8 protein-coding genes and 1 pseudogene are annotated in these 13,088 nt (G+C 70.4%); 6 read left to right on the forward strand and 3 right to left on the reverse strand.

The features are described 5' to 3' along the window. Positions 1-1,080 precede the first annotated feature (1,080 nt). The 4 genes from D7318_RS33260 (at position 1,081) to D7318_RS32110 (ending at position 6,260) form a co-directional block, all read left to right on the forward strand. A complete protein-coding gene (locus tag D7318_RS33260; RefSeq protein ID WP_183091712.1) occupies positions 1,081-1,230 on the forward strand; it encodes a hypothetical protein in 150 nt (49 codons plus the stop codon). Between the two features lie 34 nt (positions 1,231-1,264). Next, positions 1,265-2,452 (forward strand): hypothetical protein, encoded by a 1,188-nt coding sequence (locus D7318_RS34505; protein ID WP_230424322.1) that lies wholly within the window; start codon positions 1,265-1,267, stop codon positions 2,450-2,452. Then, positions 2,437-5,217, forward strand: a complete 2,781-nt coding sequence (locus D7318_RS32105) for a DEAD/DEAH box helicase (RefSeq protein ID WP_120700776.1) — start codon at positions 2,437-2,439, stop codon at positions 5,215-5,217. Before D7318_RS34505 ends, D7318_RS32105 begins: the two co-directional genes overlap by 16 nt. 296 nt (positions 5,218-5,513) lie before the next feature. Continuing rightward, a complete protein-coding gene (locus D7318_RS32110; RefSeq protein WP_120700777.1) occupies positions 5,514-6,260 on the forward strand; it encodes a ClpX C4-type zinc finger protein in 747 nt (248 codons plus the stop codon). 130 nt (positions 6,261-6,390) lie between these two features. Here the strand turns inward: D7318_RS32110 and D7318_RS32115 are convergent, their stop codons facing one another. From D7318_RS32115 to D7318_RS34855, 3 genes are all read right to left on the reverse strand, one after another. After that, positions 6,391-7,713: a pPIWI-associating nuclease domain-containing protein gene (locus D7318_RS32115; protein ID WP_147437904.1), complete on the reverse strand. Its 1,323-nt coding sequence runs from the start codon at positions 7,711-7,713 to the stop codon at positions 6,391-6,393. A 180-nt stretch (positions 7,714-7,893) separates the two neighbouring features. Then, positions 7,894-8,469 carry a transcriptional regulator gene (locus tag D7318_RS32125; RefSeq protein ID WP_120700780.1) on the reverse strand — a complete coding sequence of 192 codons (576 nt, stop codon included), beginning with the start codon at positions 8,467-8,469 and terminating at the stop codon, positions 7,894-7,896. Then, entirely contained in the window at positions 8,469-10,712 is a 2,244-nt protein-coding gene (locus tag D7318_RS34855; protein WP_120700781.1) for a type II toxin-antitoxin system prevent-host-death family antitoxin, read from the reverse strand. The genes D7318_RS32125 and D7318_RS34855 overlap by 1 nt, the downstream gene beginning before the upstream one ends. A gap of 240 nt (positions 10,713-10,952) precedes the next feature. Between D7318_RS34855 and D7318_RS32135 the strand changes: the two genes are divergently transcribed. Together D7318_RS32135 and D7318_RS32140 are read left to right on the forward strand one after the other, a co-directional pair. After that, positions 10,953-12,338, forward strand: a complete 1,386-nt coding sequence (locus tag D7318_RS32135) for a TniQ family protein (RefSeq protein ID WP_230424323.1) — start codon at positions 10,953-10,955, stop codon at positions 12,336-12,338. A gap of 397 nt (positions 12,339-12,735) precedes the next feature. Beyond that, positions 12,736-12,963, forward strand: a pseudogene (locus D7318_RS32140) (TnsA-like heteromeric transposase endonuclease subunit); the annotation flags it as partial. Between the last annotated feature and the right edge of the window lie 125 nt (positions 12,964-13,088).

Below are 13,088 nucleotides of genomic sequence, written 5' to 3' on the forward strand. Positions count from 1 at the left end.
GATCTACCTCCTCGACCACGACCGGCGCGTCCTGCGGCTCGCGGTGCTGACGGGCCTGCCCGTGGACATCCTGCGGCCCTGGCTCAGGCCTGCTCCGCAGGAACGACGCCCGATCCTACGGATCGGCACACTAATTCGCTACGCGAATTAGTGTCAATTCCTACGGAATTGACGGGCAATCACTACGTGATTGCCTTTGGATTGCTCCGCAATCCAAAAAACGGCAGCTGCGGGGGTGGGAGTGTCGGCTGACGCACGCGGTCGAGGACGGGCCCGAACAGGCGTACCAGCCAGGCGATTTGACGATGGGACGGAGCTTCCGCCTGTGGGCCGGGGGCGGAGAACGAGACTGGAACGCACTGCACGGAGACGGTGACGGAGGACTTGGACCGGCGCGATTGCCTCACTCACTGACGTCATGTCAGCATGTTACTGCCCATCCTGTTACTGTCCAACTTTCGGGAGGGATGATGCACGGGGCCAACATCTTGGGTAGACTCTGGGAGAATGAGGCACCGCCTACAAAGCGTCAAGATTCCTTCCTCACATCGTGTGAGGGCCAGATGCTGCCGTAGGTCTCCGCCCCCGTTCCCCCATTGGCGCTTTCATATCGAGAGATGAGGGAAATTAATCGATGAATAACCATGAGAACTCCGCCCTTCGAGGAGGTGTGCACCCGGCTGGCCGGACAGATTTCATCCCTGGACAAAGACATCACGAATCATGCCTCGGGTCCTGAACACCCGAGTGGAGCCGAGGCGATGAAATTCCGAAGGGCCGGAATGATCGAAGCCCTTTGCATTCTCTTGGAGATAATTTCCGGTAAGTCATTCGTCTCCCCGGACGAAGCCGAAGAGGTTGTCCGCACAGCGGGCTGACACCGTAACTACGCGCAGCACTGGGAGAGCGAATGCCCACCGCCCAGCGTGAACTCGACAGCTACGGACCGATTCAAATGCCCGACCGCCTCGGCCTCAGCCGGGCGCAGCTCGCCCGTGCGGTGCGCATGGGCTGCTCCAGCCGGCCGACGACGCCACGGGCCGGTGGTCGGCGACGGCGTTCCAGGCGGCCCTGGAACGAGTGGAGGAGATCCGCGCCGAGGTCGGTGAACTGCCGGACCTGGGCGCCGTACGCGCCGCCGACATCCTCCGGGAGCGCCTGGGCATCCCGGTCACGCCGGATGCCGTCATTGAGCTCGGCCGCGTCGGGCAGCTGCCGACCGTGACGTGAGCACAAGGGGCATCTGCTCTACGACGGGCGGGCGTTGGAGCAGTTCAGCGACCGGGACGTGCTGGAACTCGCCGAGCGCGAGGGCCGGCTGATGGTGCGCGAGGAGGTCGCTGCGGTCCTGCGGATCCGGCTCAGCGACGCTGACCACCTGGTACGCAGTGGGCGCCTTCGGCCGACGGCGTACACGCGCGGCCAGTTCCGCGCCGCGATCCCGCTCTACCGGGCCGGGGACGTGTCCGCCTTGGAGCGGGCCGAGGACATCGACTGGATGACGGTACGCGCCACGCCCAAGGGGCGCCGCTCCCGCTCGCCGCACTGCCCACCCAGGGGGATCGATGAACGACCTCCCACCTCACCAGGAAGGAACGCCGTGAACAGCCCTGCTTCCCCCTCCGGTCCCGTCTTGCCTCCGCCGCCTTTGCGCGGCCTAGGGGTCACCGCGGCGGCCGAGGCCGGCGACCACTCGATCGCGGGCCTCAACGCTCGAGCGTCCCTCGCCGCCCACCTGGCCGACCGGCACTTCCCCCAGGGGCTGGCCGATGATCTGCTCGCCGCCGTCGAGGCGGGGGGCGTCGCCAGCGCCCGCACCGAGGTCCAGGACCTCTTCTTCGAGGACCACCCCGGCAAGTTGGAGCGAATCGCCCAGCGGACGTGGGACCAGCGTGACGGGCTGACCGACGGCATCACCCGATTTCGGCAGGCCCACGCGCAGAAGCTCGCTGAGCAGGCCGCTGCTGGCGATGCGAGCGCGGCAGATCCCGGGCTCGGCGACAAGGCCGACCCGCCCGCCGTCGAGGGGGACGAGGCGCCCACGGAACTGATCGAGCGGGTCCTGGCCGTCTCCGCGCGGCACTACACGGAGGTGACCGGCACCGACTCCGAGCAGTGGGACGAGGAGACGTCGCGGGAGCTGGTGGGCATCGCCCTGCGAACGGTGCGTCTGGCCGAGCGGGAGGACTACCCGCGGGCGCTGGAGGAATACCTGCGGGCGAACCGGGTGCGGCTCGGGCGGTTGTGGCAGCGTTACGGGCCTGACGGTCTTTTTCCGCGGGGTGTCTATCACTTGGTCGAGCTGCCCGAGGTGTTCGTTCTGTGTGAGCGCATTGAGAGCGACCGTTATTGGCTCTCGGGGGTGTGGTCGGACGAAGGCCAGGAAGATGCCCCATTGGAAAGGCTTGAGGAAATCTGGTTGTACGGCACGGGAGAATGGGAAGACCGGTGACGGAGATCAACGCGATTCCTCTCTGGGCGCATCAGCGCGAGGCTGTTGACGCGATTGTCCGGGGGCTTATGGATGCTTCGAGTGGTCTGTTGCCTGCCCGGGACCTGCGCGGCACGGTGATCATGGCCACCGGCACGGGGAAGACGAGGGTGGCGGCGGAGTCCGCGCGGCGGCTCGTCCCCGACGGGCTGGTGTGCGTCGTGGTGCCCACGCTGGACCTGCTGACGCAGACGGTCGCGGCGTGGCGTGGGGCCGGGCACGACGAGCCGATGATCGCTGTGTGCTCGCTAAGGGCGGACTCGTTTCTGGAAGTGTTGGGGGTGCGGTGCACGACCAACCCGGCCCAGCTCGCCCTGTGGGCGACCGAGGGCGGCCCGGTCACGATCTTCGCCACGTACGCCTCCCTGACGCCGCAGGGCCTGGAGGATGAAGGCGGCGACGGCGCTGGCGGCGGCGCGGCGCCCGGGGTGCTGGAGCGGGCGATGCGCGGCTCCTTCGGTCTGACGCTTCCCCCGTTCGACCTCTTGGTCGTGGACGAGGCGCACCGCACGTCCGGTGACTTGGGGAAGTCCTGGGCGGCTGTTCTGGCCCAGGAGCGGATCCCCGCGCACCGCAGGTTGTTCATGACGGCCACGCAACGGCTGTGGGAGGTCCGCCAGTCGGCAGACGGCTCGGGGCGGGGCCGCGGTCCCGGAAAGGGGTCCGAAGGGGGCGTGGAGGGCGCCGAGGCGGGCGCCGAAGGGATGGGGCGGCTGGTGGCGTCCATGGACGACACCAGCTTGTACGGCGAGCGCCTGTTCGCCTTGGAGCTGATGGAGGCGTGCGAGCGGGGCCTGCTCGCGTCGTGGGAGATCGACGTGCTGGAGATCCGCGACCCCGACGTCCTCGGCCCGGCTGCGACGTCGGAGGAGATCCGGGGCCGGCGGCTGGCCGCGCTCCAGGCCGCGCTGCTCAAGCACCACGGGGAGACCGGCACCCGCAGCTACCTGCCCTTCCACACGCGGACGATGGACGCCATGGCGTTCGCGAGGGCCATGCCCGAGACCGCCGCCGAGCTGCACCGGATGGACCCGGCCGTCTACCCCGCGAGGGTCGGCGCCGAATGGCTGTCCGGCGAGCACCCCGCCGCCTACCGCCGGGAGGTGCTGGGCCGGTTCGCCGACGGCGTCGACGCGGAGGGCTTCGTCAACGACGTCCAGTTCCTCTCCTCCTGCCAGGCCCTCAGCGAGGGCGTCGACATCCGCGGCAGGCGCGGCGTGGACACCGTGGTCTTCGCCGACACCCGCACCTCCCAGGTGCAGATCGTCCAGATCATCGGCCGGGCGCTGCGGCAGGAGCCGGACGAGGGCAAGGTCGCCAGGGTCGTGGTGCCGATCTTCCTCGCGCCCGGCGAGAACCCTGACGACATGATGGCCTCGCCCTCGTATCGCCCCCTGGTCGCCGTGTTGCAAGGACTTCGGGCTCACGACGAACGCGTCATCCAGCGGCTGCTGCTGTCCACCAGCGGAGCGCGCGGGCAAGCCACGAACGTGGTCGCGCTCGACCCCGCCGTCCTGGCCGAGCAGGCCGAAGAGCAGCAGGTTGGCGTCGCCGAGGTCGCCGGCCGGATCGTGCCCGTGGAGGGCGACGACGTTGCCGACGCGCCGACCGAGGAGGCAGAGGCAGAGGACGGCGAGAAGTCGGGGAGCAGCGGCGGCGCGGTGTCGTCGCGGCCGTCGGTGCGGGAGAGGGCGGCCGGGGTGCCGCTCCTGCGGTTCGCCCTTCCCCGGAACCCCGACGTCATCGCCCGGTTCCTGCGCACGCGGGTGCTGCGGCCGGACTCCGAGGTCTGGTTGACCGGGCTGAACGCGCTGCGGATCTGGGTGGAGGAGCACGGCGACGCCGAGGTGCCGCTGCACGCCACCATCGACCTCGGCGACTCGGGCGAGCCCTACACCCTGGGCGCCTGGGTCAGCGAGCAGCGCCGCGCTCAGCGGGCCGGGACGCTCAAGCCCTGGCGGATCGACCTGCTGGATGAGTTGGGCATGGTGTGGTCGGCGGCCGATGTGAAATTCTCCCGCAACCTCGCCGCCGCCCGGGCCTACCACACGGTTCACGGGCACCTCGTTCCCGGCCGTGACGCGGCGATCGAGGGCGTGGCGGTGGGCGAGTGGCTCCACAATTGCCGGAAGAAGGGTGGCCTGGGCAAGAAGCCGGATATCGCGGACGCGCGCCGGGCAGCGCTCGAAGCGATCGACGAACACTGGAACCCGTCCTGGCCGCTGGCCTGGCAACGCGGCTACGCCGCCCTGAAGCATCTGGTCGGCGAGGAGCAGACGCTGCCCGCGGTCGATGGCATCCGCGTGAACGGCGTGGACGTCGGCCGCTGGCTCGCCGACCAGTTCGAGCAGTGGGAGGAGCTGAGCAAGGAGCAGCGCGAACTCCTCACCGGCCTGCACGCGACGCCGCCCGCCCCGGACGCCGCCGAGGAGTCTACCGCCGAGTGGGTACCGCGGCCGGTGGCCGGGCTGGCCGAGCTCACCGCGTTCGAGCGCGGCCTCGCCGCCCTGCAGCAGTACCGGGAGCGCACCGGCCAGGTCGTCGTCCCGCGCCAGCACGTCGAGATCCTGCACGCCCGCATGGCTGACGCCCAGACCCCCGGCGCCGTCGCCGAGGTGCCCGTGAAGCTCGGCGTCTGGATCTCCAACACCAAGGCCAGGCGCGGGAAGTTGAGCGATCAGCAGCTCGCCTGGCTCGCGGCGCTGGGATTGGAGTGGGCGAAGTGAACATGCTGACGTCAGGCGTCGTGGTAGTGCTCGCGCTGGGGGTGGGCTACCTGACCGGGCGGGCGCGCCCCTCGGCGGTCCATCGGGGACTGGGCCATCGACCAGCTGCGGTTCGGCGACGCGGCGCGCGACGGACGGCCCCGGCAGGCGGTGGTCCTCCTGGCGCACGCCGTCACCCACCCGGTCACCACGGTGGCCATCCTGCGCACGGAACCGCGGGCGCCGGAGCCGACGCCGGTGTTCAACTCGCAGTGGGCCGCCGGGCCCGGCGGCGCGCGGCGGAAGGGGGATGAGGGATGACAACCGAGGAGCGGTGTTCCTGGTGCGCGATCGAGACCGGTTCCTGGGTCACGGGCCCCGGCGCGCTGGTCTGCGGCACGTGCCTGGAGAGCTGCCGGGTTCTTCCGGTGGCGCCCCAGCCGCACGGCGACGCCTGCCGGTGCCCCGCCTGCTGCTGCACCTGGTGCGGCGCTTCCGCCCAGCACAGTCGGCGGCTCGTGGCCGGCGGCAGGTTCGTCCCCCGGGGCAGCGAAGCCCGGATCTGCTCCGACTGCATCGACCTGTGCACCGCCGTCCTCACCGACGACGACGAAGCGCCCCCGCCCTCGGCCAGCGTCGACGGCCAGGAACCGGTGGAAGAGGCGATCGTCGACGAGATGCGGTCGCTGTGCGTCGCGTTCCACCCCGCCTGGGCCGAAACCCGGGCGCCCCATGACCCGGAACTGACGGACGAGGCGCTCCGTCTGCTGCTGGAGACCATGGCGGATCGCGGGGAGCAGGAACGGTACGTGCGCAAGGTACTGCGGCCCTTCGCCGTCGAGCACTTGGCCGATCTGCGACGGATGGCGCGCGAGTTCGGGCCCGGTGGCCCGCTGGCCGTACACGGCCGGTACCAGCTGGCCGGCCAGCCCGAGGCCCTCGCGGTGTGCGAACGGCTGACGGCTCGGCCGATGCTCCTCGGCGGGCTGTGGAAGGAGGAACTGCCCGAGCGGCTGCTGAGCGACTTGGCGGAAGCCTGGGGCGTCCGCAGCCCTGTCGGCTAGAAAATCAGGCAGGCAGTGCACCTGTGCGAAGGGGCGCGCTGCCCGTTCCACGCTCCCTGCTGTCGGGCCCGACGGCCTTCGGCGCGGTAGCCCCTCCAGGTGGGCGCCGCGCCTCGCGATCAAGGCCGCTTCAGTCCTGGGGGGAGGAGGCCAGGAAGAGGTGGGACAGGAAGCTCTCGGCGGCGATCAGGAGGGTTCGCACCGCGGCCAGGTCTCCTTCCGAGGCGTGCTTGAGCGCCTGCAGCCGCCCGTTCAGTCGCTGCGCGATGATCAACAGATTGTCCACGAGGGCCAGACACATGCGCGGGTCCGCGCTGTGGCGGACCGCGATGTACCGGATGCGGACAGGGCGGGTCAACCGGTTCGCGGGCTGGCTGTACCACTGCTGTCGGGGAACGCCCGACTGGGGCAGCCAGGTCTCGATGTCGCTGTCCGGGGCTGCGGCGCGCAGCGTCCGGTCGATGAACTCGGTGATGGAGTAGGCCGTCATTTCGGCGGCAAGGGGACCTTTGGTCGCGAGGGCTTTCCATGCCTCCTCGATGAAGAGAGGAGCCTTGGGGGCAAAGCGCGCCAGGACTTCCTTGAGGTCGTCGCCGGCTTCCAGGCGGGCGCGCTCCCATGGCTGGAGCACGTCCTCCTCGACGCGTACAACCGTGGCTTCCTCGGGTTGCAGGTTCGGGTCGGAGGTGAGGAGATCACCACCCATGAGGCCCAGGACGCTGTTGCCGGAGCTGATCGCCCGTCTTGAGCGCGCAGCGTCTGTGGGTAGGTCGATGACTGCATCGTGCCAGGTGCGGAGGGGTAGTTCGCTGACCTGGGTGAGCAGCTTCCGGGTGGTTGTCTCGTAGCTCCTGGCCCAGTTCGCGAGGCCAAGGTGCTGGGTGGCGATGCCGGCCATACCGCGCAGGGAGTCGTGGAAGTGGTCCCCCAGTTCCTGCCGTTGCCTGGCAAGCAAGCTGTTGAGATGAGCAAGGGATACGGTCGCGCTGTGCGTCACCCACACGCTGCTTAGATCGGGCGCGATCAGTCGGCTCAGCGCCCCGAGCTCGACGCGTGGCTGAGTGATTGCCTCCAACGCGCTGCTGCGGAGATCGGCCAGGCTGTTGGCCAGGTGCATCGCAGAAGAGTCCAGGACGTCTCGCAGCGCACTTCCGTGGGCGGTCGCCAGTTGCTGTCCGATCGCAGCGAGGCCCTCTTCAAGGGCTGGTGTGGCGGACAGGCCACCGGCCGCATGTGCGAGTTGGCTGGCGCATGCGTCCAAGAGGTCCTGAGGAACAACTGCGCCGGTAGTGATTTCCCGCAGACTTTCAGTGATCGGTTCCAGACTCCTGGCGAGTTGCTCATGTAGCGCTGATGAGACGTCCAGGTCCGCGTTGGTGATGTCGCCGATATTGAAGCGAGCCACTTCAGCTGCCGACTTTGGGGGATCGTGCGGTGGTGCGGGATCAGCCATGTCTTGCCTTCGCTCACGGTCGGCCACAGAGGCGCCAGCTTACTTCCGCCCGCCGACAAATCTCCCGTGGAGATACGGCAGTTCGCTGTCTATGGCCGGGAAGCGACATACCCAGCCAGCCGCGACGTCATGACGCGAAAGCGGAGAAAATGACACAAAGCCACGGAACCTACATCGGTGTCAGGCCGACCAGCCGACCGAGGAGACGTAGGAGTACGAGTCGTAGTCGGTCCCCAGATCGTGGATCAGGTCGTCCCAGATCGCGTCCATCGTCGCTTCGTCATCGGCGAGCCAGGCGTCGACCGCGGCGTCCCAGATGCGGGGGCGGATGTTGATGTGGCGCACCTGGAGGTCGCGGCGGTGTCTGATCTCGACGCGGCTTTGGTTCACGGGGTCGATCTCGATGCGGGTGCCGCCGCCCGACATCAGCCGCCGTTTCAGGTCCGCTGCGACGTTGTGGCGGCGCAGGTCCCAGTAGGCGTCGTCGAGCTTGGCCCGGTTGGCTGTGCTGGGGGAGCGTTCCTCGGCGAGCCAGGCGTACAGGGTGCGCGGGGTGACGTTGATGCCGGCGCGCTCCATGGCCTCGTAGCCGGCGTCGGAGGCGGTGAGGTAGCGCAGGCGGGCGGCGATCCCGCGCTCGGTGTCGGCCGGGGAGGAGATGCCGGTGAGCATCCGCTCGATGCCGTAGCCGAGGGCGTCGCGGCCGGGGATGCCCTGGGCGTTGTACCAGCCGAACTTCATCCAGCGGCCGGCCATCAGCTGCTCCGGGTGACGGTGTAGTGGACGGGGGCACCGTCGCGGTCGGTCTTGACCTTCATGTCGGCCAGGCCCCGCCCCTCGGTGAACACGGCCTTGCCGTTCGAGCGGGCCGCCCAGACGTCGCCGGCGACGTGGAGTTCGTCGGTGCCCATCACGGAGATCACGGTCAGCCCGGCCTGATGGGCCTTCAGCGCGCGGCCGTAGATGTTGGCGAACGCCTGGGAGCGGATGTTGTGCATCCAGTCGGGGCGGGTGATCGCGCGGTTCTCGGTGGACTCGCCCATGGTCGAGACCAGTTTGGCGTACATCATCTTGATGTAGTGCAGCGTCACGTAGTCATCCTCGTCGATGGCGTCGGTGCGAACCGCGGCGAGGACCTGCCGCATGGCGTCGAGGAAGTTCTCCGTCGCCGAGCTGGTCCAGGATTCGTGGATCACCGGGGCCTCGAGGAGCTGGTGCTTGGGTCCTGCCAGGCGCAGCAGGAGGCGCAGGGTGGCGGTGGTGATCCACAGCGGGCCGGGTTCCTCGCGGTCGCCCAACGGGTTGGGCAGGTCGCGGTGGTGCCATACGGGCGGGGTGATCAGGTGGATCCCGGCGCGCTTGCTGTCGTAGTCGCCGTTCGGGTTGTGTTCCAGGCGGCCGATCGGCAGGTGGCACTTGAGCGCGGACAGGTAGGCGGCGTTGACGTCGAGCGCGGTCACGCGCAGCTCGCCGTCGGGGTGACGGCGGTAGGCGGGGTTGGCCCAGGATGGGCGGGCCTCCCAGATGAGGTCCGGGTCCTTCTTGCTGGGCTTGTGGAGGATGTCGGGCAGGGCCGGGTAGGCGGTGTACTCGTACCGGGCACTCTTGCGGGTCTGGTCGAACAGGCGCATCACGTCCGGGATCGCCCGCTTGGACAGTCTCTCCATCGCGGCTTCGGCGTCTCCCTGCGCCGTGGCAAGCTCGTTCTCGACCGCGTCGGTGATCATCTCCCGCAGTGCCTGGGCGGCCTGGTCGGCCGACTTCGTACGGCGCGCGGCCTGGTGGCGCTGGTGTCCGGCGCGGGCTTGGTGTGCGGTGGGGCTTTCGGTGTGTGTGGTGGTGGTTGGCGGCTGAGGGCTGTCCGTTACGGGGTGCGGCGCGGGTTCGGTGGAGGTGGGGGGAGGTGAGGGGATGGGTGGCTCGTCGTCTACGGGGGTTGGTGTGGCGGGTAGGAGGCGGGCGCGGGCGAGGTCGGCGTTCAGCGGCAGTGTGGTGGTGGGGCCGTGACGGTACCGGACGATCTCCAACTGCGCGGTGGCGCTGTGGTCTTGGCGGTGCAGGCGGGCGGCGATGTCGGCCTCGGCCTCCACCGGGAGCAGGCCGGGGCCGTGTGCGGCTACCGCCAGCACCGCCGCCCGCAGGTCGGTGGCCAGTCTGCGCAGGGCGAGGGCCGGAGCGGCCGTGCCGACGTCGAAGTGGGTGACCGGGTCCAGGACCAGCAGCGCCAGGTCGGGCACCGCGGCCGCTGCGGTGCGGGTCTGGGTGAGCGTGGTCTGTCGGTCCATCAGGTGTAGGGGGGCGCCTCGCAGGCGGGCGGCCGCGGCCTCCAGGCGTGGCCGGTCCGTCTCGGGAACGGTTTGGGTGGTGATCTGCGCGAGGGGCAGGTTGGCTTCGGCGGCCAGCATGCGGGCGGCGAGGTCTTGGCGGGACATCTGTGCCGAGGCGACCATCACCGGCCCTAGTCCTTCGGTCAGGGCGGCGGCGCGCGCCGCTCCCAGGGCCAGGGCGGATGTACCTGAGCCGGGTGAGCCGGTGACCAGCGCCAGTTGGCCGGGGCGCAGTCCGCCTCCGAGCAGCGTGTCCAGGGAGTCGAGCCCGGTCGGCACGAGAGAGGCCGGTGCCTGGGGGGTGGCGGCGGTGAGAGTGTCCAGCAGTTCGTCCAGGCCGCCGCCCGTCGCCGGGTTCGTCGAAGCCCCGGGGACTGGGGCGAGCACTGCGGCCAGGTCGCCGCGCCGGGTCAGCGCCACCGGCTGGCCGGCCGCGGCCTGTCGGACCAGATCCCCCAGCTTCGGCCGGGCCGCGGTCACCGCCCAGGCAGGCAGTTCCTCAACCGGGAAGAGGCTCTGTTCCCGCGGCACCAGGCGGGCGACGGCGCCGGATTCGGCGTCGCGCAGATGCGTCACCGTGCCGTGTGTGGCGGAGGCGATGATCTCGGACCACCGCGCTCTTGCGGCCTCCACGCCCAGCGCCTCGTTCGTGTCGTCGACGCCGCCGACCATCCCACACCTCCACAGACGAATAGCCTACCTTCTGTACCCTAGCAGGCTTACGTAAGCCCTGTCTTATGCCTGGGGAGGCCCCGCACGTGCGCCGGATGGGTTTGACTGAGGGCTGTGATCAGCAGGGGCACGAGCAGGACGGGCAGCGCAGGGTTACGGCCGCCGCAAGGCGAGCGCGGTCGGCCCGCGGGGAACAGAGCGGGCAGCGGGGTCGGGGTGACCATCACGGGGAGGGGTCCCTTGCATGTCGCGCCGCTGGCGGGGGAGACGGCGTGGTCGTATCTGGGCCGGGTCGCCGCGCGATACGGGATGGACCCGAGTGCACTGCTGGGACAGTGGGCGTGGGTGAACCACCGGCCGCAAGCCGACGGCGGAGGCGTGCGGCCGGACGGGGAGATCCTGTTCAACCCGGCCGGGCAACAACTGCTGGCGAGGGTGGGCGGGGCGGCGCCGGCGAGCCTGGCCCGTGCTCTGCCGTCGTGGGCCCGCGGGCCGGCCGACGTCGCAGAGGCCGGGGAGCCTGAGCCGCTGGCGAGGTGGCGGGTGGCCTCGGCGGCAGGCGGGCCGGTGGCGTTCGGTTGCCGGCTGTGCGTGGCGCGGCGTACCGGGCGGGCGGACGCTGTGGTGCGGTACGCGCAAGGGTGGCAGCGGGTGTGTGGACGGCACCACCGGTGGCTGCTGGATGCCGACGGCGGCTGCGGCCTGGAGTATCTGAACCTATCCGGGTGTCCGGAGGTGGAGGCGGCGCAACGCCGTTGGGGGGTAGTGGCCCGGCGCGCGTCCCGGGTCGGGTTGGAGCCGGAGCAGGTGTGGTCGGTGGCGAGCGCGGTGGTGTGCCGCTGGTGGGACCAGGCCCTGGAATGGGAGCTGGAGCGGATCTGGCCCGCCCGACTGCACATGGTGGCGGGCGGAGACGCCACTGCCGACGGGAGGTTCTGGTGGTGGCGGGCCGTTGCCCGGGACGCGGTCGTCTTCCCTGAGGTGGTGACGGTCGCCGGGACGCTGGGGGACCCGGCGATGGCCGAGTTGGTGTGGCGTGACAGCGGCGGCGGAGACCGGTGGGTGCGGCCCTTCGGCCCAGGCGGGAGGTTCGTCACCGCGTTGGGTGAGCGGGTGGGGCGGCCGTGGCTGGGCGAGATGGCCGCGGCGCAGTACGCGGAGCCGCTGCTGGCGTGGATGGGCGCGGTAGCGCGCCGGCGAGACGGGCGGGAGCGGACCGGCTGGTTCGCCGATGATCCGTGGCGTGTCAAGAACGAGCACCGGCCCGTCACCGCCGCGGCGCAGTTGCGCGCGATGGCGAAGGACGCGGCGGCGGGCGGCTCGGGGATCACCTGGCGCCGTGCCGTCGCGGCTGAGCGGCGCGCGGTGATCGCCGCGCTGATCGGCGACGCCGAGGATCAGATGGAAGGTCTGCGCGGCGGCCAGTACGGCTCCGCGCGGGATACCGGCCGCCACCTGCTCACTGGTCTCGCCCGTACAGTCGGCCTGCTCGATCAGGCCCTGTGGGAGACGGCCTCGGCGACTGTTGCCGCTGGGGTGCCGCTGGAGGACCTGGCTGCCTGGACTGGGTTGCCCGCCGACGTTCTGGTCGAGGAGATGGCGGCCGGGGCAGACGGCGGCCGATGACGGGCTCGGTAGACGTTCGGGGGGCCGGTGCACCTGAGGGCTGCGTGCCGCCGAATCTTCCATGGTGACCGGACGCCACGGCCCGGCTCAGCGGCCGGCGGCTTCCCTGGGGCAGAACCGGCCAGCTGCGGCGTTTCACAGGTGGTGCGGCGGCGCCGCACATCGGCCTTTGGCGGGGCCCTGGCGCCGTAGAAGGTGAGAAGCCGCTGGTCACAGGCGTCGCCGTGGGGAATGTGCGGGCGCCGGCGGGATCTGACCGGTTTTCACGCTGGGCGCGGTGGGATGGACTTGGGTGGGTGGTGTGATCTTGGACGGTGAGGCCGTGCCGGGCGCGGCGGTTCCGGTCGGCGCGGGCCGTGTGGTGGAGGCGGTGGTCGTCGGCGCGGGCTGGGAGTTGATGCAGCGGCCCTGGCCGCAGGTGGCCGCTTCGGTGCGGCTGGAGGAGTGCCCGCCGGTGTCGGCGTTCCCTGTGGTGCCGGGGAAGCGGTGGGGGCCGGGCTGGTGGTGGTCGGCGACGACGGGCGCGCATGTGGTGCACGGGTCGGCCGCGATGCTCACCCAGGTGATGCTGCTCGACCGGGACCCGCGGGTGGTGGGGCTGGCCGGGCGGCCCGTACGGCTGGTGAGGGGCCTCGAAGATCTCGGACAGGGACCCAATAGGGTTGGCCGGTAGACAATCGAGGGAAGCAGCAAGTGCCACGTCCAAGTCCGTACTCACCGGAGTTCCGTGAGGAAGCAGTTCAGCTGGCG

This window comes from Streptomyces radicis, from assembly GCF_003626575.1.
GTDB classification, from domain to species: domain Bacteria; phylum Actinomycetota; class Actinomycetes; order Streptomycetales; family Streptomycetaceae; genus Streptomyces; species Streptomyces radicis.